We start from the raw sequence: 24,670 nt of genomic DNA, 5'->3' as shown, positions 1-24,670 counted from the left end.
TCCTTAACACATGCGTAACACCGGATTTGTCACAGGTGTAGAGGGCACGGACGCGACAGATTGGGCTAGTATCGCGGTTTGGTCTTCGCCCCGTCCGGCGTGAGAGAGCACAATGACAGCGTATGATCCATATTGCGCATCCGGTGCCGCAGCATCATCCGACCCAGGCGTGCAAGGTCCGTGGCATAGTCAGGGTTTTCCGCAACGTTCTCCATTTCGCCTTTACCCTGTTGATCGAACAAAAGCGGCGGCAGGTCGGCGGCGAACTCGACCAGAGTGAACCGCTCGTCCCGCAGGATACCCAGACACGAGTCGCTGTTGCCCGTACCGAGATGCTGTTGCCACAAGCTGGGTTTTTCGGGGGCCGAGAAATCCAGTTCACTGAACGAATAGCTGCGCCAATCCTCCGGGACCTCTCCTTGCAGCAACGGCATCAGGGACCGCCCGTCCATCGCGTTCGGAATAGGCAACCCGGTCCAGTCCAGTATCGTCGGGGTGATGTCGATGGACTCTGTCGGCGCCGTCACCACGGTTCCGGCCTGATCCTGATTGCCGGGCATCCGGATCATCAACGGCGTATGATAGGCCGCGTCATAGACTGTCATCTTGCCCCAGGTGTGGCGATCGCCAAGCATCTCTCCATGGTCGGCGGTGATCACCAGCAGGGTATCGTCATATTGACCGCTGTCCTTGAGGAACTGGATGACACGGCCGACATGATGATCCACCTCGGTCGCCAGTCCCAGATAGACCGAGCGTAACATCCGAACGTTTTCGGGTGTCGGGTCCAAGGTATCGAACCCTTCGACGAAATCCTTCGCCGACTGTTTTTCCATCGCCGGGCCAAAGAAGGGATGCATCGCGCGTTCGTCGGCTATGTCTGCAAACCCGGCTGGCATAAGCAAAGCACCAGGATCATACATGTCATTGTAGGGCGCCGGGGCAACCAGAGGCGGATGCGGCCGGATATAGGTCAGATGCGCAAACCAGCTCTGATCCTTGAACGGCGCCATGCTGCTGAGGAACGCGTCGGTCAGAAAGGCGGTGTCGCTGTCCTCGGCCCGGTACAAGGCCGGGTCGTTCAGACGCGGGGTACCACCCTTTGGCGAAACCGGTTTGAATACGTCCCAATATTCGTCGAACTCGTACCCCTTTTGTATCAGATAAGACCGCCAGGGATAGGATTCCTCCAGCCGCATCTCGATGACCTCGTGAAACCCGGCCATCGGGTTTTCATAGGATTTCAGGATCGGATCACCCGGATCGAAAACGCGTGGATCGGCCGAGGTATCGGTGTAGCCGTACAACATGGGCAGGTAGCCGGCCTTGCGCATCTCGGTCGCGATATTCGGCGTGTCGTGCCGCAACGGCGTACCGTTGCGAATTGACCGGTGGTTCATCGCATACTGCCCCGTCAGGATCGAGGCACGCGACGGCCCGCAAGGGTTGGTCACTGAAAAGTGCCGATCAAACGTCACGGCCTCAGCCATGAACGCGCGCAGGTTGGGCAGATCGACATGGGCCGCAAGGGCCCCATTCAGGCAATCCGCTCGCAACTGATCGATGATGACGAACAGGACATTTCCGGGTTTTTGCATGTTACGTAACCTGATTCCACCGAGGCGTTTCAGATGTGATCTTTGTCGCGGTTCGCCCCTTCCGCAACCACTTCGTGACGTTGGGTTTTGATCAGGCATAAAAAACTGAACTTAAACGAAAAGCAGGGTTGATGCGCGCAATCCGCCGCGCCGAGGCCCGGTCGATCCGAAATTGTCACACTGCTGCTATTGTGCGGCGACAATTCCCGGTGGTGCGCAGAAATCCGTTGCAGCGCTACCCGGTTTCACATCTCATACGGCCATGACGCAGCCCATGATACATTCGGACCCTGACGCCGACGGCGTCTGCCTGCGTATTTCGGGCGAAATGCTGACTCAGTCTCTGGAGAAGGTGGAACAGGCGTTTGCGGCTATTAAACCGCAAGGAAGCAAGGTCACCTTTGACCTGTCCAAGGTCGAGGCGCTGGATACAGGTGGTGCTTGGCTGATTGCCGATCTGGCGCGCCGGGTGCGCACCGTCGGGGCCGAGGTCAGGTATGAAGGGCTGAGCCCCGCGCATTCCGCACTACTTGACACCGTGGCTGAAAACATACCCGACGATCCGGGGATCGAGGCCGAGCACCGCAGCTTTGTTGACTGGGTCGCCAGCATTGGCAAGCGTACGGTCGGGGCATGGAAAGACACTCTTTCGATGTTGGGTTTTCTGGGTCTGACGCTGCACCGCCTTGTCCGCACCGTCGTCATGCCATGGCGGCTGCGCCGCGCGGCGCTGGTGTCACAGATGGAAGAAGTCGGGTTCAAGGCGATCCCGATTGTGGCCCTGATGGGGTTCCTGATCGGTGTCGTGCTGGCCTTTCAGGGAGCAACTCAGCTGAAACAATTCGGGGCCGAGATTTTTGTCGTCGAGCTGATCTCGATCTCGGTTCTGCGTGAGTTGGGCATTTTGCTGACGGCCATCATTGTTGCGGGTCGGTCCGGCTCGGCCTTCACCGCCTCGATCGGCTCGATGAAAGTGCAGGAAGAAATCGACGCCATGCGCACGCTGGGTCTGGATCCAATCGAAGTGTTGGTCATTCCGCGGGTCGTTGCCCTGTTGATCATGCTGCCGATCCTTGGATTCATTTCCGATATGGCCGCCCTGTTCGGTGGCGGCTTGATGAGCTGGATCGATCTTGACATCAGCCCCGGCATGTTCGTGACCCGTTTGAAGGAAAGCACCGGTATCTGGCATTTTGCCGTCGGTATGATCAAAGCCCCGTTCTTTGCGCTGGTGATCGGGGTTATCGCCTGCTGGCAGGCAATGCAGGTCAAGGGATCAGCGCAGAGTGTCGGCCAGAGAACGACCGCATCCGTGGTGCAGGCCATCTTCATGGTCATCGCGCTGGACGCTCTGTTCTCGATCTTCTTCTCGGCGTTGGATGTCTGACATGGACGGAACCGTGCTGGAACAGACCTCGGACACCAACGCCCAGCGAGAGGCGGTGATCCGCGTGCGCAACCTGACCAACCGGTTCGGACCACAGGTCGTGCATGAAAACCTCAATCTGGATGTCTGGCGCGGCGAGGTGCTGGGCATCGTTGGCGGCTCGGGTACCGGCAAATCGGTGCTGCTGCGGACGATTGTCGGGCTGAACAAACCCGCCGCCGGCAGTATCGAGGTGCTGGGCGTCGACGTGCTGAATGGCCCGGAACAGGAACGTCGTCGCATTGAGAAACGCTGGGGTGTTGCGTTTCAGGATGGTGCGCTGTTTTCCTCGCTGACTGTTTTGCAGAATGTCATGGCGCCGCTGCGCGAACATACCGGGATCAGCGAAAGGCTGATGCAGGCCCTGGGCAGCCTGAAAATCAGCCTTGTTGGCCTGCCGCAACTGAGCTGTGGTAAATTCCCCTCGGAACTGTCCGGCGGGATGCGCAAACGCGCAGCGCTGGCCCGCGCTTTGGCGCTCGACCCCGAGATCGTGTTTCTGGACGAACCCACCGCCGGGTTGGACCCGATCGGGGCTGCGGCCTATGACGAGTTGATCGGAGAATTGCAGCACGCGCTGGGGCTGACCGTGTTCATGGTCACGCATGATCTGGACAGCCTTTATGCCATTTGCGACCGCATCGCGGTTCTTGCGGAAAAACGCGTTCTGGTCGAAGGTCCGATTGAAGAAATGACCAAAGTCGATCATCCTTGGGTGCAGGAATACTTCACCGGCCCCCGGGCGCGCGCAGCGCAAGAGAAGGGGCAGGACAGGTAGAGGCAATGGAAACCCGAGCGAATTATATCCTGATCGGCGCCTTCACCCTTGCGGGGATCCTTGGCGCATTTGGCTTTTTCCTGTGGCTCGCCAAGTTCGAAGTCTCGCGGCAATACGCCTATTATGACGTGCTGTTCGACAATGTCTCGGGCCTGTCGGCTGCGGGCGGTGTCAGCTATAATGGCCTGCCGGTTGGACAAGTGATTTCACTGCAACTGGACGATGAAGATCCGTCTAAGGTGCGGGTCAAACTTGAGGTCGACGCCGATATCCCGGTAACCGATGATACAATCGCACAGCTGCAATCCCTGGGCGTAACGGGCGTCAGCTATGTCGAACTGACCGGTGGATCGGCCAGCGGCACCAAATTGCCGGAAAACAGCGTAATCAAAAGCAAACGCAGTGCGATCCAGTCGCTGTTCGAAGGCGCGCCGAAAGTGTTGGACGAGGCCGTCACCTTGTTGGAAAACCTCAATGCCGTGGTCGATGACAAGAACCGAAAGTCGGTCAGCGACATCCTGGACAACGTCGCCTCGGCGTCCGGCAAGCTGAACAAGACACTCACGGATTTTGAGAACCTGTCAACGGATCTGGGCGGCGCAGCCAAGAAGCTTGGCGATTTTACGGATCGGCTGGACAAGTTGGCGGATACCGCCGAAAGCACTCTGACCGCAGGCACGGACACGCTGAACAGCGTGAAATCAGCCTCGGAATCCGCAACGGCCGCGCTGGACAGCGCCAAAACCACCATCGAAACCGCCGACCGCGTCATTCAGCAAGATATCCGCCCGCTGATCGAGCGGGTGACGACATTGGCCGATAACCTGAACGGCCTTTCGGGTGAGGCTGACGTGGCCCTGGCAACGATCTCGGAAACCTTCCTGAATGCCAACAAGACCCTGGGGTCGATCACCGGCACGATGGAGACCGCAAAAGGTACCCTGACCTCGGCAGAGCGCGCCTTTGACTCGGCCAACAAGGTCATAAACGAAGATGTCGGTACGGTTATGAATGACATCCGCACTGCGGCGAACGAAGTGTCGTCGACCGTGAAAAACGTCACCAAGCGGCTCGACGATATCTCGGCCGATATCCTCAGCGCCTCCCAATCCGCCTCAGAGCTGTTGGGCACCATCGACGGCATCGTGCAGGCCAACCGCCGCCAATTGTCGGACTTTCTGCGGGTCGGCCTGCCCCAGTTCACACGTTTTGTCGAAGAGTCACAGCGTCTGGTCATCAGCCTGGATCGGCTGGTGGACAAGGTCGAACGTGACCCCGCGCGCTTCCTACTTGGAACCCAGGCATCGGAGTTTCGTCAATGATCAGGTTTCTTCTTTTGGGTCTTGCCCTTGTGTCGCTGGGGGGGTGCGCGGGCCTGGGAACGCTGCGGCAGGCGTCCAAGCCAAACGATCTGTACCTGCTGACGCCTAAAAGCACGTTTTCTGCGTCCTTGCCGCGCGTTCAGAGGCAGATCGTGGTGCAGGAGCCGACGGCTACGGCTGCGGTCAACACCGATCAGATCGCCATCCAACCCACGCCGTTGCAGGTTCAGTACCTGCCGCGCGCACGCTGGGTGGACCGGGCCCCGCTGATCGTGCAGGCACTGCTGGTCGAAAGCTATGAAAACAGTGGCAAGGTCGCCGCCGTTGGCCGATCCACTGTTGGTCTGCGTGCGGATTACGTCATCGTGCCCGACCTGCGGGAATTTCAAGGAATAGTAATCAATGATGTTGACGGCAAACAAACCATCCGGGTGGAAGTGCGCATCAACATCAAGATCATCGACGAGTTCGAAGACAAGATCATCGCCTCGGACTCGTTTCAGGAATACGTGATCGCGGCCAGCGATCAGACACCGGATCTGGTTAAGGCTTTTGACGAGGCGCTTGGCAAAACCATGCGGGATGCAGTGGAATGGAGCGTGCGTAGAATCAACACTCACACCGCCAACACTCCGCGACAGTTCTAGGGCTCGGCGAACTGGGCGCTGACAGATGCCAGCACCCAGAAGCCAAAGTTATTGCGCCAGCGTTTCGGCCAGTCGCATCAGAGTGACGGCCTCGGCCCGGTAGCCGAACGGGTCCTGGCCCTTGGCGCCATTGGCCAAGGCGATTGCATCCTCATAAGACCAATCGCCCAGATATTCCCCGCCACGCAGCAACTGGCCAAACCCTGCGATGGCATATGAGAACCGGACATCCCCGGTCGGCTGTCCCTGCCCCGGCAGGATCGGTTCTTCAATCAACTGGCTTTCGGACGCTCCGGGCTGTTTGTAGCGCATCTTGAAGAACCCGATCTCATCGGACCCATCGGATGCCGATTGTTCGGCATAGCGCAGCGGACCATTTCGGATTGCATCCGAGCCCACGGGCGTTACCTCGTAGATCGCCGTCACCGTATGACCGGCGCCGATGTCGCCAGCATCCACCTTGTCGTTCGAGAAATCCTCGCGCCGCAGGGCACGGGTTTCATATCCGATCAGGCGATATTCGGCGATTTGCGCCGGGTTGAATTCGACCTGAATTTTTACGTCATTGGCAATCGGGAACAGGGCACCGGTCAGCTGATCGACCAGCACTTTGCGCGCCTCGCCCAGCGTATCGATATAGGCCGCCTGCCCGTTGCCGTTCTGCGCCAGCGCCTGCATGGTCGCATCATCCAGATTGCCGCGGCCAAAGCCGAGAACGCTCAGGAAGGTACCGCTGTCTCGTTTGCGGGCGATGAAGTCTTTCAAGGCGTCTGGATCCGACAGGCCGACATTGAAATCCCCATCGGTGGCCAGAATGACGCGGGTTACTTCACCATCCTTCGCCATGCTTTCCGCCACCTGATAGGCTTGTTGCAGCCCGGCCTGCCCAGCCGTCGAGCCACCGGCCTGCAACTGATCCAGCGCAGTCAGGATCTTGGTTTTCTCCGCCGCCGCCGTCGGCTCCAGCACCTGCCCGGCGCTGCCCGCGTAAGTGACGATCGAGACCTGATCCTCGGGCCGCAGTTCCGACAGCAACAGGCGGAAGGACTGTTTCAGCAATGGCAGTTTGTTCGCATCCTGCATCGACCCCGAGGTGTCGATCAGAAAGACGAGGTTCAGCGGCGGGCGATCTTCGACCTGCGGAAGCGCCCCCTGAATGCCGATATGGACCAGTTGCGTGCCCTCGTTCCACGGCGTTGGAGAAACGGTAATGGTCGGGCGGAACGGTGCATCCCCTTCGGGCGCGGGATAGCTGTAGGGGAAATAGTTCACCATCTCTTCCACCCGCACCGCGTCTTTCGGCGGCAAATGGCCCTGCATCAGCGAAGACCGTATGATCGAAAAAGAGGCGGTATCGACGTCAATCGAGAAGGTCGATACCGGGTCTTCGGCCGTGACCTTCAGCGGGTTGGTGTCGGCATTGGCGAAGGTTTCAGTGTTCTGTTCGGGGACTAAAAGAAGATTGTCCTGAACCGCTGCGGGCGCCATTGAGGCCGTGCCGCCGTACAATTCAGCACGCGCCAATGGCTCTGTGGTGGCACCCAGGCTACTTTCCTGCTGTTTGTTCAAAGCACGGGTGCGCGGTGCCGGCGCGGCAGGTGCTTCAATCATCTCTGGCGCTTCAACCACCGGCTCCGCCAAAGCATCCTGCAACGGATCGTGTTCAACCGCAGCCTCCTGATCTGCTTCCATCGTTTGAACCGGTGCCTCGGCCCGGCGGGATTCGGTCCAGGATGTCGGGTTCACCACGTAATCGCGGGTCTGCGGCAGGATCACGACCAGAGCCACAGCGGCGATTGCGGTTGTCGCGGTCAAAGCACCGCGGTGCGAGAGGGCATTCAACATGGATTTCGCTCCTTCTGTCATGCGGGCCATCAGGCCTCGCTTGACAGTCGGACGCATGTCGGCGCGCGATCCTTGGGCGTGGGCGAAAACTTTTTGCGCCTGTTGCAGATTTTCTGCCCGCCGCTGCGCGCCCGGCGCGGGGGTCGCGGCGTCCATCAGGGTTTTGAGGTCTTCAAGATCGTCTGTCATGGGGCCAGCTCCTCTTGCCGCAGCACACGCAAGCGCTTGCGGATATCCGACATACGCCAGGACACCGTGCCTTCGGACACGCCCAGCACTTCGGCGGCTTCGGCATGGGTCATTTCGTCTTCCAGCGTCAGGGCCAGCGTGTCCTGCAAATCCTGCGGCAGGGATCGCATGGCCCGTTGCAGCCAATCGACTGCTTCGGCGGTTTCCGCAGCTTCGGCCCGCCGCATCTGTTCGACATCACCCCATCCCGCAGCAGCGCGGCTGTGGCTGGCCCGACGACGGCGCGCGTCTTCGGCGGCATTGACGACAACCCGGTACAGCCAGGTGGTGAATTTGGCCTGTGCCCGGAACCCGGCGATCTTGGCTGGAAGGGCCGCGCAGATATCTTGCGTCAGGTCCTCGGCCTGATCGGCCCGCCCGGTAAGGCGAAAGGCCAGACGGAAAACCCGATCATAATGCCGCGCCAACAGGGCAGCAAACGCGTCAGCGTCCCCTTTTGCGGCGGCTTTGGCCAGGTCCTCATCCGATGTTGTCATGCGCATCACGATGGGTATGACGGATCGGAAAGGTCAATCCTTGGCGGCATAGTGAAAAAAATCAGAAATGATCCGCCGAGGCCATTTTCCAGTCCGTTGCAAACTCATCCGGGATCGCGTCCGTCAGCAGAACACCTTCGTCGATGAACGTGTAGAGATCGGCATAGGACCATTCCCGTTCATTCGCCGTACGGCGGCGAATATCGCCCGGGCGCAGGTCCGAGACCTTGTCCTTGCCCATGGCACCCAGAAGTTCGCGAAAGCTCTCGAGTGTAGCGTCGTGAAAACGATGAACCCGTTTGCGTTTTTGCGGCACGTGTACCGCGCGTCCACGGATCGGATCCTGCGTCGCCACGCCCGAGGGGCAGCGATTGGTGTTGCAGTGCAGCGCCTGAATGCAACCAACCGCGAACATCATCGCCCGCGCGGCGTTGCACATATCGGCGCCAAGCGCGAATTTCTCGACCATATCATAGCCGGTGGCCACCTTGCCCGAACAAATGATCCTGATCTTGTCGCGCAGGCCCACGCCGCGCAGGCAGTTGTTGGCGAAGATCAGCGCCTCGTTCAGCGGCATCCCGAGACGGTTGGTGAACTCGACCGGTGCCGCGCCGGTGCCGCCCTCGGCGCCGTCGATTGTGATGAAATCGGGCAGAATGCCGGTTTCCAACATCGCCTTGCAGATCGCCATGAACTCGGACGGTCTGCCAATACACAGCTTGAACCCGATGGGTTTGCCGTCCGACATCTCTCGTAGATGTTGCACGAAATGCAACAAGCCGGTCGGCCCTTCAAAGGCCGAGTGTATGGGCGGAGAGATAACATCCTGATGCTCGGGCACGCCACGGATTTCCGCGATTTCCTTGTCGACCTTGGCCGCAGGCAGCACCCCACCGTGGGAGGGTTTCGCGCCTTGCGACAGTTTGATCTCAATCGCTTTGACCACGTCCTTTTTGGCCCTTTCAGCGAACAAGTCCTTGTCGAACCCTCCTTCCGGTGTGCGGCAGCCGAAATACCCGGTGCCGATCTGCCAGATGATATCGCCACCTTCGGCCAGATGGTGCGGGGACAGGCCGCCCTCGCCGGTGTTATGCGCAAAGCCGCCATCCTTGGCACCGCCATTCAGCGCCCGGATCGCATTGGCGCTAAGCGCACCGAAGCTCATGGCCGAAACGTTCAGACGCGAGGCGCTGTAGGGTTTGCTGCATTGCGGACCACCCAACATGATCCGTTCTTCGCTTTCCGGAACCTCCTTGGGCGCAAGCGAGTGATTGGCGCGGTGATACCCCACAGTCAGGATATCGTATTGCGTGCCAAAGGCCTGCGTATCCACCTGCCCTTTGGCCCGAGAATAAACCAGGCTGCGAATGATCCGGTTGTAAGGACGCCCGCTTTCGTTGGTCTCCACGAAATACTGCCGGATTTCCGGGCTGACGAATTCCAGCATGTACCGGAAATGGCCCAGAACCGGGTAGTTGTTCAGCACGTTGTGCTTGGTGGTCAGCATGTCATACAGACCAACCACGGCATAGGGGATCAGGATCACCAGCAACCAATGGGCCGGCGGCCAGAAAAAACCCCACAGCAAGGTCAGAGGCAGACACACGTAGCTCAGAATGTAATAGAGTCTGCGTACAATCATTTCGTGCTCTCCCAACGTGCTGCCAAATCAACCTTGTAGCAACCGTGGATCAAATCGGCATTTGATTGCAAGCGTTTGCGCCCGGGTTCACGCGATCCGGCGAGATTGTGAGCCTGCCGGGAAATTTGGCGACAGTTGATCCGGGCTTCGGCAGTAGGTATGCCGAAACAAAGGTAAACTTGGGCAGGACAACCGGCCGTGACACAAACCCGACCCGCCGTCCGGACCACGGCCATCATGTTCACCGCCGTATTTGTGGGCGGCGCGGCGGGATCGCTGCTGCGCGAGGCGTTTTCGACCCAGATTCCCGGTGCTCCGGTGCTGACGGCGACCTTCGGGATCAATGTCATGGCCTGTTTCGTGCTTGGTTGGCTCTATGCGGTTCGGAACCGCGTTCACGCGCATGTGCTGCATCTGGGGGCGGTGGGGTTCTGCGGTGGGCTTTCGACCTTTTCCTCTTTTGTGGCCGAACTGGAACGAATGGCCGAAGCCCACCTAATGAGTGCGATTTCAGCCGCTGCACTGGAAATTGCCGTCGGCCTTGCCGCTGCCGTTCTGGGTGAGGCCATCGGGCGGCGGCTACACGGCCCGAGGTCGGCGGGATGAGTGCACTCTATCTTCACGTGATGTTCGGACTGGGCGGCGGATTGGGCGCGGTGCTGCGGCACTGGATCGCTTTGCGGGTCCACCATGACCTGCCCTTTGCAACGCTGATCGTAAACATCCTGGGCAGCTTTCTTCTGGGTCTTTGGGTTGGATACCTCGGCGGCCCGGTCGATCTGGGTGAGGAGGAAAGACGGCTGGTATTCGGCTTCTGCGGCGGCTTCACCACGTTTTCCAGCTTTGCGTATCAATCGCTGGAACTGCGGCGGGAACGGACAATCGCGCTGGCAGCGGGGAACATCTTGCTCAGCCTCGCCCTTTGTTGGTTTGCCCTTTGGTTGGGGTTGGTGCTGACACGCTAATGCGCGGCAACGGTTGCTTGAGCACCAGGTTTCGGTGCTTTGCAGAACAGCAGCAGCGGTATCGTCGCCAGGGCCAGCAGGCCGAGGTTGTTGAACACCGTCAGATAGGAAATCAACTCGGCCTGCTGGCTGATCACCTGCCCCAGAATGGCAGCCCCTTCGGCACTTTCGGGTGTCAGGCCGAGCGGTTGCAGATAGGCCTGCGCCGCCGGATTGTACGGCGTCACGTTCTGACTCAGCACCGCCGTATTTGTCTGCAACCCACGCACGACCCATGTGCCCACCAGCGAAATCCCCACCGATGACCCCAATTGCCGGGTCACATTGAACAGGCCCGAAGCTTCGTCCTGCCGGGATTTGGAGATACTCTCAAAGGCCAGAATCGACATCGGAACAAAAACCAGCCCCATGCCCAACCCGCTTACAGCCCCCGGCCAGGCCAGTTCCCAGAACCCGGCATTCATGTTCAGAGCGCCCATCATGAAGTTGCTTATGGCCGTCAACAGCATCCCCACCCCGGCCAGAAGACGCGGATCGAACCGCGACACCAGCACCGCTCCGGTCACAACCATCGATAGCCCGGCGGTGATGCCACGCGGAATGAACAGGTGCCCCGAGGCGATAACGGGATAGTCCAGCAGGTTCTGCACAAAGGTCGGCAGGATCGCGATGCCGCCAAACAGCGAGATGGCAAAACCCGCGATGACCAGATTGCACAGGGCAAAATTTCGATCCGCGAAAAACCGCAGGTCCACTACCGATCTCTTGGTTGTCAGCGCATGAACGATGAACCCCAATGCTCCCAGAACCGACGCGATCAACGCCACCTGTATCACGCGAGACGACAACCAGTCCTTGGTCTCACCCTGGTCAAGAATGAATTGCAGACACCCGATGCCAATTGCCAGCAGGGCAAGGCCTGCCCAATCGATCCGCACCTCTTCGGTTTCATCCTCTGGCAGCTCGCCAGCCAGCAGCAGCAGCGCCATCGCGGCCACCGGGAGGTTGACGAAAAACACCATCCGCCACGAGAAATACTCGGTCAACAGTGCCCCAACCGTCGGCCCCAGAACTGGGGCCACCACGACGCCCAGTCCAAATACCGCCATCGCCTGTCCACGTTTTTCGCGGGGGAAGGCATCGAACAGGATGGATTGGGACAGCGGGATCAGGAACGCACCGAACATGCCCTGAGCAAGACGAAAGATGACAATGGTCTCAAGGCTCCAGGACAGGCCGCACATGACCGACATCGTGGTGAAACCGGTGATGGCCGTCAGGATCAGCCGCCGACGCCCGACCCGGCGGGCAACAAAGCCGGTCAGGGGCATGACGACAACCGCCGAGACGATATAGCTGGTCAGAATCCACGTCGCCTGATCGGTCGTGGCCCCGAACGCCGCCTGAATATGGGGCAGCGCGACGTTGACGATGGTGCTGTCCAGCACCTCGAGAATGGCGCTGAGCACAACGGCGACAACAATCACCGGATTGACGCGGCTGGCCGCCGGATCGGTCATTTCCCGGACTGATCCGCTGTAGTGTCCACGGTCACTTTGCTGCTGCCGCCCACGCGCAGCGGCACATTGGTCGGATCAAGCTCCACACGCACCGGGAACCGGCGGGTCACCTTGACCCAATTGCCGCTGGCGTTTTCAGACGGCAACAGCGAAAACGTATCCCCGGACCCACGCCCGATCGAGGCCACTTTGCCGGTCAGCGTCACCCCCGGCAGCATATCAACCTTCACCGTGACCGGCTGTCCGGGCCGAATACGCGGCAGGGCGGTTTCCTTGAAATTCGCATCTACCCACCACTCCGAAGCTTCGACGATGGAAAACTGTGGTGCGTTGGCTGAAACCGCCGATCCGGGACGCAGGGACAGGTTGGCGACCCAGCCATCCGCAGTGGCGTAGACCTTGGTCCAGTTCAGATCGGCCTGTGCAATCTCAAGCTGTGCGCGTGCGGCCAAGACTTCGTCCTGCTTCGCGGCAAGCCCGCTTTTCAGCGCCAACAGTTCGGACTGGCTGGTGGTCAGGCGGGCCGAGGCCTCGGCAAACGCCGTTGTCGCCTGATCCAGCGAGACCTGCGCCACATCGCCGTCCGCAAACAGCGCTTTGGACCGTTCAAAATTGTTCTTGGCGGTGTTGTAGGCCGATTGAGATGATCGGACCGCAGCCTCAGCTGCGGTGATCTGATTGGAATAGGATTGCGCCTGTTGAAGCGAGCTGTCCAGATCGGCCTGTGCCTGATCCACAGAGGCCTTGAATTGCGTAGCGTCGATCGTGAACAGCAGATCACCCGCCTTGATCGGTTGGTTGTCGGTGATCGGAACCTCGGCGACCTGCCCGGTCACCTGCGCCGCCACGTTAATGATGTTGGCGCCGACATAGGCGTCTTTGGTCGAGGGATACCGTTCCTCGTGCCGCCAATACAGAAACAGCCCGGCGGCGATGGCGATCAGCATGGCTGCGACGGCGGCGATTTTGAAGGACTTCATGCTTCGGGCCTCTCGCAGGTCACTACATCGGATAGGTGTGCATCCGCACCGCCAGGTTTCCCATGATCCAGACGGTCCCGAGTATGATGATCAGCAGCACCAGCGTCGAAAACAGGATCAGATCGAGGTCTTCGCGGCTGCTGCGACGGCGGTCGATATGCAGGAAATAGACCAGTTGCACGATCAGTTGCGCCAGCCCCAGCAATGCGATCGAAAGGTAAACCCCCTTGGTTTCGATGCCGTATTTGTAGGCGATGAGGAACACCGCCGCCGTCAGCAAAAGCGAGCCGCCATAGCCGATGACATACCGCCGACGTTCGCGCCGGTGCATCTCGCTGCGCTTATCCATAGGTCAGCCCTCCGAAATAAACGATGGTGATGATGCCGATCCAGATCAGATCCAGGAAGTGCCAGAACAACGCCAGCCGCACCACGCGCGACATCAACAAGTCGGTCAGGCCAAACACCCGCAACTGGATGCCCAGCACGATCAGCCACAAACACCCCGCCGCGACATGCAGCCCGTGCAGCGGAACCAAACCATAAAATGCGGACAGGAACCCACTGCGCTGGGGGATGCCACCCTTTTCAGCCATGGCCAGGAAGTCGCGGATCTCCAGCACCAGAAAACTGAGGCCAAGCACCAGTGTCACACAAAACCAGAATACGATCCGCCATCGGGGCAGGTTATATTTCAGCGCCAGCATCGCCAGACCCACGGTCAAACTGCTGGTCAGCAAGATCAGCGTTTGGGCAAAGATGCTATGAAGTTCGAACAGCTCATGCGGCCCCGGCCCCCCCGCCTGTGCGTCGATCATGGTGATGTAGATCGCGAACATCAGGCCGAAATAGACCAGATCGCTCATCAGAAAGACCCAGAAACCGAAGGTGACGACCTCGGTGGCCCGGTGGGCGCTTTCGTGGCGCCGCCCAAGGTTCAGACCGGGATAGCTATGGGTGGGCGCGCGCTTCATGTCGCAGCCTCCAGATCGGGACGGGCAAGGCCGCGATTTTCCGGAGCCGTTTCATGGTCGCGGTCGACAGCTTTGGCGTTGCGCACCAGATCAAGCCAGGCTTCGTGCTGCTTGCGCACTTCTTCGGCGGGGATGACCTCTTCAAAGTCGATGTTGAAGGTCCAGACGATAAGGGCCGCAAGCATCAGAACCGTCATCAAGGCCGCCAGCCACCAGATCCACCAGACCAGCGCGAACATCCAGACACCGCTGAGCACACATAGGGTAAACCCGATCGCGGTATTGCGCGGCATCGTGATGTCCTCATAGGCGTCGGGGCTGGGGTAGGCCTCGCCCCGCTCTTTGGCGACGGCGAAATTGTCCCGATCGGTCACCTGCGGGATGATGGCAAAGTTGTAGGGCGGTGGCGGCGACGGGATCGACCATTCCAACGTGCGACCATCCCATGGGTCGCCAACAGGGGCGCGGGTTTTCTCACGGTCCCGGATGCTGACCCAGAGCTGGACGAGGATGGACAGCAATCCGCAGGTGATGATCAGAGCACCGACAATCGCGACGATCATGTAGGGATGGAAAGAGGCGTCGCTATAGCTGAAGGACCGGCGCGGCATCCCCATCAGGCCCACGAAATAGAGCGGCATGAAGGTCAGCAGGAACCCGACCGTCCAGCACACAACCGATACACGGCCCCAAAACTCGTTCAGGCGAAACCCGAAGGCCTTGGGGAACCAGTAGTTATAGGCCGCCAGCAGGCCGAACAGCACGCCCGGTAGCAGCGCATTGTGGAAATGCGCCACCAGGAACAGCGTATTGTGCACCTGATAGTCGACCGTCGGATTGGCAAGGATCACGCCCGACAACCCGCCGATGACAAACAGCATCAGGAAGGCCAACCCGTACAGCATCGGAACCGAAAACCGGATGCGCCCGCGATACAGGGTGGCCATCCAATCATAGACCTTCACACCGGTCGGGACGGCGATCAGCATCGTCGCAATGCCAAACACCGCATTGATCAGCGCGCTTTGACCCATGGTGAAGAAATGGTGCAGCCAGACAGTAAAGGACAGAACAGCGATGCACATGGTGGCAATGACCAGCGAGTTGTAGCCGTACAACCGCTTGGCCGAGAAGGTGGCGAACACCTCGGAATAGATGCCATAGGCAGGCAGCACCAGCAGGTAGACCTCGGGGTGGCCGAACAGCCAGAACAGGTTGGCATAATTCATCATGTTGCCGCCAAGGTCGTTGGTGAAGAAGTGGAAATCCAGATATCGGTCCGCCGCCAGCATCAGCGCGGCAACGCCAAGCGGCGGCATGGCAAAGATGATCAGGATCGAGCTGCTGATAATCGTCCAGCAATACATCGGCAGCCGCATGAACTTCATCCCCGGTGCCCGCAGCTTGTAGATGGTGACGGCAAAGTTGATGCCGGTCAGCGTCGTGCCGATGCCCGAGACAACGATGGCCCAGATCCAGTAGTCCGGCCCCACCCCGGGATTGAACGCTGCACCGGTATAGGGCGGGTATGCCGTCCAGCCTCCGGTCGAGAAATTGCCCACCACCAGCGACACCATCAGCATCATGCCGGCCGAGACGGTGAGCCCGAGGCTGATCTGGTTCATCACCGGAAAGGCCACATCCCGCGCGCCGATCATCAGCGGCACCAGATAGTTCGCGACGCCAAAGACAAAGGGCACAGCCACAAAGAACACCATGATGGTGCCATGGGTGCTGAACAGCTCGGCGAAATGTTCGGCCTCTAGGAAACCATCGCCCGGCCCTGCCGCCTGCTGCGCGCGCATGACCACGCCCTCGAGCACGCCCCGCGCCAGCATGACGATGGCAAACACGATATACATGATGCCGATCTTCTTGTGATCGGCGCTGGTTAGCCAGTCGCGCCACAGCGGCCCCCACAGGCGGAACCACGTGAGCAATCCGACCACGACGATGACACCCACCACCACGATGCCTGCGGCCGCGTTCGCCACGATTTCGTTGGTGTTAGGTGTCTGGATCAGACCGGCAATCGGAAACGCGTCCCAGCTCAGGCGGCCAAAGAACCCGGTATCGGTCATTGCGCGGCCTCCTGTCCGAACTCAACCGTCCCCGGTTGTTGATCCACCGGCAGAGGTTTCCCGCCATGGTAACGGTGCAAAATGGACTGGAACAGATCACCCTCCTCCAGCGTGAAATACAACGCGTTGAGCGGCATAAGGGCAGTACCCAAAGCCGCCTGTACTTCATCCCGATCCGTACGCATCGCGAGCGTGCGATAGGTGTCTTCGGTCAGCGGGATGCCATGGGCGCGGACACTTTCAACCCAGGCGTTGAAGTCCTCAGGCTGCATGGCCTGGGTCAGGAACTTCTGCTTGGTGAAACCACGGCCATTGTACTGCGTGTTTTCGCCCTGCATCGTTTCGGGCGCGTCCGCCACCAGATGCAGTTTTGTCGTCATTCCCGGCATGGCGTAAATCTGCCCGGCCAATGCCGGGATCATGAACGACTGCATGACCGTGTCCGTGGTCAGCGTCATTGCAACCTGCTGTTTGACCGGAATGCCCAACTCGCCGACAGTGGCGATACCGAGGTCGGGGTAAATGAACAGCCATTTCCAATCGAGACCGACAACCTGCACGTTCAGCGCCGGGGTCTCGCCGAAAGCTGCCGAATAAGGGTCAAGCCGATGCGTCGCTTTCCACAGGTAGAAGGACAACAGCGCCACAATCACCACCGGCACGCCCCACATAACGAATTCCAGTTTGGCGGAAAAATCCCATTTCGGCCGATAAGCAGCCGAGCCGCCTTTGCGCCGCCGATATCGCAGCGCGATCAACGGCACCAGAACCAACACCGGCAGCACCGCCACCATGATCAGAACGGTTGCGCGCAACATATGCGTTTTCTGGATCGCGGCAATCGGCCCCTGCGGGTCCATGAAACTGCCGCTCGCCCATGCCATCTGTGCCGAAGCCGCCACAAGCGTGACTGCAACCGGTAATGCACGTGACAGATATGAAGGTCTGAGCAAAGCCACGCCTGGTTGTCCTCTTATCCTTCGTTTCGGCCAACTATCGGCAGAGTCAGGAAATTTCTCAAGGTTTTTTCTAAAACCACCAATTGTAACAGGCACCGCCCCATCAACCGGGCCTCAACATACGCAGGCGCCGCTGTTGACTTAACATCACGGGCGGGCGAGACATTTCGGTGATGCGTCGGATATTAATCGCTCTCAGTCTCTGGTGCCTGTCAACAGGTGCATACGCGCAGGACCGCGCGGCGGTCGAACGGCAATTCAAGGCGTGGCTGCAAGACACGGTTTGGCCACAGGCCAAGGCCAAAGGCGTCTCACGCAAGACGATGAAACGGGCTTTTGACGGGGTGACGCTGAACTGGAAGCTGCCGGACCTGATACCGCCGGGCCAAGCACCGCAGACACCCAAACAGCAGAAACAGGCAGAGTTCGGGTCGCCTGGGCGCTATTTCAACGCGGGCTCGGTTCAGGGGGCTACGGCCACCGGGCGGCAGATGGCGCGCCGCCACGCGGCGACTTTGGCTCAGGTCGAAGCGCAAACCGGCGTGCCCGGCCGCATCATCCTTGCCATCTGGGGTCGCGAGAGCGGATATGGTCAGGTCCCCATCCGCCATAACGCGTTTCAGGTGCTGGGCACAAAGGGCTTCATGAGCACCCGCGCCGGATATTTCACCGAAGAACTGATCGCCGCATTGCAAATTGCCGAGGCCGGGCACGCCCCGTCCCGCACTTTGAAAAGCAGCTGGGCCGGGGCATTGGGCCAACCGCAATTCATGCCCTCGAATTTTCTGACCTATGCGGCGGATGGCAATGGTGACGGGCGGTCCGATATCTGGGCGTCGCCCGAGGATACAATCGCATCCATCGGGAATTTCCTGTCGCAACACGGCTGGATCGCCGGGCGCGACTGGGGGTTCGAAGTGACCATCCCGCCCTCGGTTTCCTGCGCCATGGAAGGGCCGGATCAGGGCAAGCCCATTCGGGACTGGGCCGCGATGGGCATAACCCGCGTGTCGGGCAAACCGTTTCCGAACCATGAACTGCCGGGCGAAGGCTTCCTGATGATGCCCGCGGGGCGCAATGGCCCCGCCTTCATCGTCACGCCGAATTTCTACGTTCTGAAGGATTACAACAAAAGCGATCTCTACGCCCTGTTCGTAGGCCATGTCGGAGACCGCATTGAATATGGCGTCGGAGATTTCAGCGCCCGCTGGGGCAAGGTCGGCAATCTCTACCGGTCTGATGTGGCCGCCATGCAGAGAGCGTTGGAGCGCCAGGGCCATGATGTCGGCGGCGCGGACGGGTTGCCGGGGTTCAAGACTCGCCGCTCGATCGGGCGCTGGCAACAGGCCACGGGGCGCACCCCGACCTGCTTTCCCGAAGCCAGCATGAAAGCCGCCCTGAAACCTTAGCGATTCGCCCTTCGCCTTACCTCATTGGGGCGACCAAACCCGCCTCCAAGGGCCAGCGCAAATTGCACCCTTCACAAAAGTGTTACGCAGCCCGGCAGTTTCAACATTATATTTCGGAACCACCCCGGGTTTCATTCACAATCCACCTATAGCGTCCTCTTTTTCAGGCAAAGGCTTTATCCTTTATTGAAATAGTGCCACCTTCGGCGGCAGTGAAAGGCGACTTTCGCAAACACGTTCCCGACTGCAAACCAAAAGACAGCGACACGGTGTTCATTGCGATCTGACAGAGCAATCCTTGAACCATCGGCGATCTTTTCTGGGTCGGACAACATAGCGGTCGGCAGCCATCCTGAACTGATGCGGGCGCCGTGCCGCCAAAAAATGGGAGTAGAAAAACATGAACAAGTACATTCGGACATCTCTGGCGGGGTTGCTGACCTCGACCATGATCACCGGTGCCGCATTTGCCGCCGGGACCCATCCTGACACCGGCGAAGCGCTGGCGGATGACCAGACCTTTACCTATCGCCTGGGGGATGAACACTCCTCGGTCGACCCCCAGGTTGTCGAAGACACGTATGGCGCAGAAATCGTCCGCGACCTGTTTGAAGGCCTGATGAACCAAGACGAAGACGGCAACCTCGTGCCTGGCGTGGCTACTGGCTTCACAACAAATGACACCAAAGACGTTTACACGTTTACGCTGCGCGACAACGCCAAATGGTCGAACGGAGATCCGGTCACAGCAGGCGATTTCGTATATGCCTGGAAGCGTGCCGTCGATCCCGCACTGTCCTCACCCTATGCATGGTTCATGGAGTTGATGTCGATTGAAAACGCTGCTGAGATCATTGCGGGCAACGCACCCATCGACGATCTGGGCGTCAAAGCTGTCGACGATCACACTCTGGAAGTCCGGCTGAGCGCACCTCTACCGTACTTCCCTCAAATGACCACACACTCGACCACGTTCCCTGCCCCGCAGAAAGTGATTGAAGAATTCGGCGACGCCTGGACCAAACCCGAAAACATTGTTTCGAACGGTGCGTATGTTTGGACCGAACACCTGCCACAGGAACGCTCGGTACGTGAACGCAACGAAATGTACTGGGACAACGAAAACACGATCCTGGACAAAGTCGTGACGCTGGTCATCAATGATGAAAACGTTGCTCTGACACGCTATCATGCCGGTGAGCTGGACCGTACGGAAATCCCCGCTGGCCAGTTCCCTCGCCTGACGCAGGAACACCCGGAAGAGGCGATCAGCTTCCCGCGTCTTTGCAACTACTATTATACTTTCAATTTGACGGAAGATGGCCCTGAAGCGTTCAAAGACCCCAACGTTCGCCAGGCACTGTCATTGGCAGTTGATCGAGCAATTATCACCGAAAAAGTGATGGCTGGCGGACAGCCCCAAGCCTATACATTTGCTCCGGAAGCCACGGCAGGCTTTACTGTGCCAGAAGTAGAAATGGCTTCGATGACTCAAGCTGAACGCGATGAGCTCGCGAAAGAACTTCTGGCTGGTGCTGGCTATGGACCAGACAACCCACTGAGTTTCGATATGGTCTACAACACCAACGAGGACCACAAGAAAGTCGCCGTTGCCCTCAGCCAGATGTGGAAACAGAAGCTGGGCGTGAATGTCGAGCTGGCCAACATGGAATGGAAAGTGTTCCTGGAAGAGCGCGGCAACCAAAACTTCGATCTGGCGCGAGGCGCATGGTGTGGCGACTACAACGAAGCCTCCACTTTCCTAGACCTGCTGCAGTCAGATTCCGGCTACAACGACGGCAAATACAACAACGCCCGCGTTGATGAGCTGCTGGCTGAGGCCAAAACGTCTGATGATCCGGCTCCGCTATACACCGAGGTCGAGCGTATCATCGCGCAGGAAACTCCGGTGATCCCGATCTATCACTATGCCGGCGTTTACATGATGGACACCGATGTCGGAAACTGGCCGGTCAACAATGTTGAGCAGAACTGGTACTCGAAGAACCTCTACAAACGCGCCGAGTAATCGTCTTTGAACCACGCCCTGTCCCGGATGCAACCGGGGCAGGGCCAATATACATGGGGGCATGAAATGCTTGCCTATAGTCTGCGGCGACTGCTGGTCGCCATACCGACGATCCTGTTGCTGATCGTCGCCTGTTTCTTTCTGATGCACTTCGCGCCCGGTGGGCCTTTCACGTCAGAGCGGCCTTTGCCGCCGGCGGTTCTGGCCAATATCGAGGCCCGCTACGGGCTGGATCAGCCGCTGTGGAAGCAATTGTGGGATTATCTCTACAACATCGTGGTGCATTTCGACTTCGGCCCGTCCTTCAAGTTCAAGGACCGGGATGTGAATGACATCATCGCGCAGGGCTTCCCGATCTCGCTGACCTATGGCTCGCTGTCCTTCCTTGTTGCGACCGTCATCGGCGTGGGTCTGGGGATTGCCGCCGCAATCAAGCACAACAGCTGGATCGACTATTTCGCCGTCGGCCTCGGGATCGCTGCGCAGGCACTGCCGAACTTCATCATGGGCCCGATTCTGATTCTGACCTTTACGCTGTGGTTGGGATGGCTGCCTGGTGGTGGTTGGAACGGTGGTCAATGGCAATATCTGATCATGCCGGTGATTGCGCTGGCGACCTCCTACATGGGGTCGATCGCGCGTATTACGCGGTCGTCGATGCTTGAGGTTCTGAACTCGAACTTCATCCGCACCGCCCGCGCCAAGGGTCTGCCGACCAGAACCGTGATCTGGCGCCATGCGCTGAAACCCACGTTGCTGCCGGTTGTGTCCTATCTGGGTCCGGTCTTTGTCTATGTGCTGACCGGATCGGTTTTCGTGGACATCTATTTCTCGACCGGTGGTCTGGGTCAGGCCTATGTCGGCTCGGCCCTGTCGCGGGATTATGCAGTGCTGTTGGGGGTCACGATCCTGTACGGCGCACTGACCGTTATCGTGAACCTGCTGACCGACCTGGCCTATGCCTGGTTCGATCCGAAAATCCGCTACTGAGGGGCTGGCAATGCTTGGAAAATCACAAAAAGCCGCCCAGCTGGCCGAAGATGTCACCGACTACACGGTCATTCAGGGGCGCTCGCTGTGGCAGGACGCACGGTTGCGATTCGTCCGCAACAAGGCCGCGATGGCCAGTGTGTTCATACTGGGACTGATCGTGCTGTTCACCATAGTCGGCCCGTATTTCGCCGTTTGGAGCAACGAGGAAATTGACTGGAACGTCATGGGTGACGTGGCTGGAATGGGGATGCCCTCAATCGAAACCGGTCACTTTTTCGGAGTCGATGATCTGGGGCGCGATCTTTTCAGCCGCGTCATTCAGGCCACCACGACATCGCTGCTGGTCGGGCTGATCGGGGCGGCAACCGCGCTAATTGTCGGCACCTGCTATGGTATTGCCGCCGGATATATTGGCGGGCGCACCGACAGCGTCATGATGCGGTTTGTCGATATCCTGCTGGCGATCCCGGCCACGTTGGTCGTCATCCTGCTGCTCGTCGTCGCGGGGCGGTCGTTCTTCATGTTGTTCATCGCTCTTGGCGCGGTCGGCTGGCTGACCATGGCGCGGATCGTTCGGGGTCAGACTCTGACCTTGAAGAACCGCGAGTTCATCGAAGCTGCCCGCGCCGCCGGTGTCAGCGAATTCACCATCATGTATCGCCATATTTTGCCCAACCTACTGGGTGTGGTGATCGTCTATGCTTCGCTGCTGGTGCCGGAAATGATCCTGATGGAAAGCTTCATCTCGTTCCTTGGGCTTGGCATCTCGGAACCCTACACGTCTCTGGGTCGTCTGATTGCCGAAGGTGCAGGAACAATGGCTTATGGCACGCTGTGGCAGTTGATGTACCCCCTGACAATCTATGTCGCCATCATCATCTCGATGTTCTTCATCGGCGATGGTTTACGCGACGCTCTGGACCCGAAGGATCGCTGATATGAGCCTGTTTTCTGTAAAAGACCTGAGCGTCCAGTTCGATACCCCCGATGGCGTGGTCGACGCGGTCAAAGGCATCAGTTTCGACATCAATCCGGGCGAATGCCTTGGCATCGTCGGCGAAAGCGGGTCAGGCAAAAGCCAGACCTTCATGGCCGCGATGGGGCTGTTGCCGTCGGCCGGGCGGGCCTTGGGATCCGCCACGCTGAACGGCGAGGAAATCCTGAACCTGCCCATCAATAAGCTGAACAAGATTCGCGGCGACGACGTCGGCATGATCTTTCAGGATCCGCTGACCGCGCTAACCCCGCATTTGCGCGTCGGCCAGCAAATGCGTGAGGTTCTGCAGGTCCATGAAGGGCTGCAGGGTTCTGCTGCACGGGCGCGGTGCCTGGAATGGCTGGAACGTGTCCGCATCCCCGAGGCGAAGCGGCGTTTGAACCAGTACCCGCACGAGCTGTCGGGCGGGATGCGTCAGCGGGTGATGATTGCGATGTCGATGCTGTGCAATCCCAAGCTGCTGATCGCGGATGAACCGACCACGGCGCTGGACGTGACCGTTCAGGCCGACATTCTGGACCTGATGGTGCGCCTGCAAAAGGATGAAGGCACAGCGATTGCTCTGATCACCCATGACATGGGCGTTGTCGCACGAATGTGCGACCGCATTCAGGTCATGCGGTTGGGTCAGTTCGTCGAGGCCGGGGACACGCGCGAAATCTTCCGCGCGCCGCAGCACGAATACACCCGTACGCTGCTGGAGGCGATGCCGCGCATCGATGCAGGCGACGCACCAAAGGCATTGGCCAAGGTCGATGAGCCGCTGCTAAAGGTCGACAACGTCAAGGTGCACTTCCCGATCCATGTCTCGGGCGGGTTGTTCGGGCACAAGGTACCGCTGAAGGCCGTCGATGGGGTCAGCTTTGACATCCGCAAGGGGGAAACACTGGGCGTCGTGGGCGAGTCCGGCTGCGGCAAGTCCACGCTGGCGCGGGCGGTGTTGCAACTGATCGAACCCAGCGCAGGCAACGTCAGCTGGCTGGGGCACCCAATCGTCGGGCTGAAGCGGGCGGAACTGAACAAGTATCGCAAGGATCTTCAGATCGTGTTCCAGGACCCCCTGGCCAGCCTTGATCCGCGGATGACAATTTCGGCCTCGATTGCCGAGCCGCTGAAGACCTATCGTCCCGACCTGACCGATCGCGAACGCAAGGACTTGGTCGCGCAGATGATGGAGAGGGTCGGCCTGAAGGCCAACATGATCAACCGCTATCCGCACGAGCTGTCCGGCGGTCAGAACCAACGGGTCGGAATTGCACGGGCGATGATCAACAAACCCAAGCTGATCATCTGTGACGAGGCGGTTTCGGCGCTGGATGTTTCCATTCAGGCGCAGATCGTGGAACTGCTGCGCGAGTTGCAGCAAGAGTTCGGTCTGTCGATGATCTTCATCAGCCACGACCTGTCGGTGGTGCGGGCGGTGTCGAACCGGATCATGGTTCTGTATCTGGGCCGGATCGTTGAACTTGGTGACGGAGAGGTGATCTGTTCCGATCCGATCCACCCTTACACGAAGTCCCTGATTTCAGCGGTGCCGATCCCTGACCCAGAGGTCGAACGGACCCGTCAGCGGTTGAAGCTGCCCGGCGAATTGCCCTCGCCCATGGACCCGAAAGCTGCGCTTCGGTTCCTGCCCAGCCGGCTAGCCGCAGGGGAAACCAACTATGTTCCGCGGCTGAGCGAGGTGAGGCCCGATCATTTCGTGGCCGAGCATGACCCGCTGGACGCTATCATGAACCCGGCCTGACCCCCTTGCCCCGAAGCCTTTTACCCGGCTTCG

General features: G+C 59.3%; 21 protein-coding genes. 11 read left to right on the top strand and 10 right to left on the bottom strand.

The window, feature by feature from the left end:
• Window positions 1-65 precede the first annotated feature (65 nt).
• The gene (locus ACOQFT_RS15920; RefSeq protein ID WP_421598872.1) at window positions 66-1,598 is read right to left on the bottom strand and encodes a sulfatase-like hydrolase/transferase; all 1,533 of its coding nucleotides are present in this window, start codon (window positions 1,596-1,598) and stop codon (window positions 66-68) included.
• A gap of 274 nt (window positions 1,599-1,872) precedes the next feature.
• On the opposite strand from ACOQFT_RS15920, the gene ACOQFT_RS15915 reads away from it, so the two are divergent.
• The 4 genes from ACOQFT_RS15915 to ACOQFT_RS15900 are packed head-to-tail and all read left to right on the top strand — an operon-like array spanning window position 1,873 to window position 5,771.
• A complete protein-coding gene (locus ACOQFT_RS15915) occupies window positions 1,873-2,985 on the top strand; it encodes an ABC transporter permease (protein WP_421598871.1) in 1,113 nt (370 codons plus the stop codon).
• Between the two features lies 1 nt (window position 2,986).
• Window positions 2,987-3,802: an ABC transporter ATP-binding protein gene (locus tag ACOQFT_RS15910; RefSeq protein ID WP_421598870.1), complete on the top strand. Its 816-nt coding sequence runs from the start codon at window positions 2,987-2,989 to the stop codon at window positions 3,800-3,802.
• A gap of 5 nt (window positions 3,803-3,807) precedes the next feature.
• On the top strand, window positions 3,808-5,124 hold the full coding sequence (locus ACOQFT_RS15905; RefSeq protein WP_421598869.1) for an MlaD family protein: 1,317 nt from the start codon (window positions 3,808-3,810) through the stop codon (window positions 5,122-5,124).
• On the top strand, window positions 5,121-5,771 hold the full coding sequence (locus ACOQFT_RS15900) for an ABC-type transport auxiliary lipoprotein family protein (RefSeq protein ID WP_421598868.1): 651 nt from the start codon (window positions 5,121-5,123) through the stop codon (window positions 5,769-5,771). The genes ACOQFT_RS15905 and ACOQFT_RS15900 overlap by 4 nt, the downstream gene beginning before the upstream one ends.
• Window positions 5,772-5,819: 48 nt before the next feature.
• Here the strand turns inward: ACOQFT_RS15900 and ACOQFT_RS15895 are convergent, their stop codons facing one another.
• The 3 genes from ACOQFT_RS15895 to ACOQFT_RS15885 all read right to left on the bottom strand — a co-directional run bounded on the left by ACOQFT_RS15895 (window position 5,820) and on the right by ACOQFT_RS15885 (window position 9,983).
• Window positions 5,820-7,673: a vWA domain-containing protein gene (locus ACOQFT_RS15895; protein WP_421599048.1), complete on the bottom strand. Its 1,854-nt coding sequence runs from the start codon at window positions 7,671-7,673 to the stop codon at window positions 5,820-5,822.
• Window positions 7,674-7,801: 128 nt separating this feature from the next.
• Window positions 7,802-8,341 carry an RNA polymerase sigma factor gene (locus ACOQFT_RS15890; RefSeq protein ID WP_421598866.1) on the bottom strand — a complete coding sequence of 180 codons (540 nt, stop codon included), beginning with the start codon at window positions 8,339-8,341 and terminating at the stop codon, window positions 7,802-7,804.
• A 61-nt stretch (window positions 8,342-8,402) separates the two neighbouring features.
• Window positions 8,403-9,983 carry an FMN-binding glutamate synthase family protein gene (locus ACOQFT_RS15885; protein ID WP_421598865.1) on the bottom strand — a complete coding sequence of 527 codons (1,581 nt, stop codon included), beginning with the start codon at window positions 9,981-9,983 and terminating at the stop codon, window positions 8,403-8,405.
• 198 nt (window positions 9,984-10,181) lie between these two features.
• Between ACOQFT_RS15885 and ACOQFT_RS15880 the strand changes: the two genes are divergently transcribed.
• Both ACOQFT_RS15880 and crcB read left to right on the top strand, forming a co-directional pair.
• The gene (locus tag ACOQFT_RS15880) at window positions 10,182-10,589 is read left to right on the top strand and encodes a fluoride efflux transporter FluC (RefSeq protein WP_421598864.1); all 408 of its coding nucleotides are present in this window, start codon (window positions 10,182-10,184) and stop codon (window positions 10,587-10,589) included.
• Entirely contained in the window at window positions 10,586-10,948 is a 363-nt protein-coding gene (crcB, locus tag ACOQFT_RS15875) for a fluoride efflux transporter CrcB (RefSeq protein WP_421598863.1), read from the top strand. The genes ACOQFT_RS15880 and crcB overlap by 4 nt, the downstream gene beginning before the upstream one ends.
• On the opposite strand, the gene ACOQFT_RS15870 is transcribed toward crcB, so the two are convergent.
• From ACOQFT_RS15870 to ACOQFT_RS15845, 6 genes are read right to left on the bottom strand one after another with little or no spacing between them, the layout of a single operon-like run.
• Window positions 10,945-12,468 (bottom strand): DHA2 family efflux MFS transporter permease subunit, encoded by a 1,524-nt coding sequence (locus tag ACOQFT_RS15870; protein WP_421598862.1) that lies wholly within the window; start codon window positions 12,466-12,468, stop codon window positions 10,945-10,947. The two genes, crcB and ACOQFT_RS15870, sit on opposite strands and share 4 nt — an antisense overlap.
• Window positions 12,465-13,448, bottom strand: a complete 984-nt coding sequence (locus tag ACOQFT_RS15865) for an HlyD family secretion protein (protein WP_421598860.1) — start codon at window positions 13,446-13,448, stop codon at window positions 12,465-12,467. The genes ACOQFT_RS15870 and ACOQFT_RS15865 overlap by 4 nt, the downstream gene beginning before the upstream one ends.
• A 22-nt stretch (window positions 13,449-13,470) precedes the next feature.
• Window positions 13,471-13,797: a cytochrome C oxidase subunit IV family protein gene (locus ACOQFT_RS15860; RefSeq protein ID WP_170446781.1), complete on the bottom strand. Its 327-nt coding sequence runs from the start codon at window positions 13,795-13,797 to the stop codon at window positions 13,471-13,473.
• Window positions 13,790-14,422, bottom strand: a complete 633-nt coding sequence (locus tag ACOQFT_RS15855; protein ID WP_421598859.1) for a cytochrome c oxidase subunit 3 — start codon at window positions 14,420-14,422, stop codon at window positions 13,790-13,792. Before ACOQFT_RS15855 ends, ACOQFT_RS15860 begins: the two co-directional genes overlap by 8 nt.
• A complete protein-coding gene (locus ACOQFT_RS15850) occupies window positions 14,419-16,503 on the bottom strand; it encodes a cbb3-type cytochrome c oxidase subunit I (RefSeq protein ID WP_421598858.1) in 2,085 nt (694 codons plus the stop codon). The genes ACOQFT_RS15855 and ACOQFT_RS15850 overlap by 4 nt, the downstream gene beginning before the upstream one ends.
• Window positions 16,500-17,462, bottom strand: coding sequence for a cytochrome ubiquinol oxidase subunit II (locus ACOQFT_RS15845; protein WP_421598857.1), 963 nt, complete (start codon window positions 17,460-17,462; stop codon window positions 16,500-16,502). The genes ACOQFT_RS15850 and ACOQFT_RS15845 overlap by 4 nt, the downstream gene beginning before the upstream one ends.
• A gap of 173 nt (window positions 17,463-17,635) precedes the next feature.
• Here ACOQFT_RS15845 and ACOQFT_RS15840 point away from each other — a divergent pair, with 173 nt between their 5' ends.
• The 5 genes from ACOQFT_RS15840 (at window position 17,636) to ACOQFT_RS15820 (ending at window position 24,637) form a co-directional block, all read left to right on the top strand.
• On the top strand, window positions 17,636-18,871 hold the full coding sequence (locus tag ACOQFT_RS15840) for a lytic murein transglycosylase (RefSeq protein ID WP_421598856.1): 1,236 nt from the start codon (window positions 17,636-17,638) through the stop codon (window positions 18,869-18,871).
• A gap of 400 nt (window positions 18,872-19,271) precedes the next feature.
• The gene (locus ACOQFT_RS15835) at window positions 19,272-20,900 is read left to right on the top strand and encodes a peptide ABC transporter substrate-binding protein (RefSeq protein ID WP_421598855.1); all 1,629 of its coding nucleotides are present in this window, start codon (window positions 19,272-19,274) and stop codon (window positions 20,898-20,900) included.
• Window positions 20,901-20,966: 66 nt separating this feature from the next.
• The gene (oppB, locus tag ACOQFT_RS15830; RefSeq protein ID WP_421598854.1) at window positions 20,967-21,890 is read left to right on the top strand and encodes an oligopeptide ABC transporter permease OppB; all 924 of its coding nucleotides are present in this window, start codon (window positions 20,967-20,969) and stop codon (window positions 21,888-21,890) included.
• A 10-nt stretch (window positions 21,891-21,900) separates the two neighbouring features.
• On the top strand, window positions 21,901-22,830 hold the full coding sequence (locus ACOQFT_RS15825) for an ABC transporter permease subunit (RefSeq protein WP_421598853.1): 930 nt from the start codon (window positions 21,901-21,903) through the stop codon (window positions 22,828-22,830).
• 1 nt (window position 22,831) lies between these two features.
• A complete protein-coding gene (locus ACOQFT_RS15820) occupies window positions 22,832-24,637 on the top strand; it encodes a dipeptide ABC transporter ATP-binding protein (protein ID WP_421598852.1) in 1,806 nt (601 codons plus the stop codon).
• Window positions 24,638-24,670 lie beyond the last annotated feature (33 nt).

The organism is Ruegeria sp. MALMAid1280 (genome assembly GCF_049195285.1).
Classification (GTDB): domain Bacteria; phylum Pseudomonadota; class Alphaproteobacteria; order Rhodobacterales; family Rhodobacteraceae; genus Ruegeria.
Note: the sequence above shows the minus strand (reverse complement) of the source record. Positions and strands in the feature narration are given on the sequence as shown.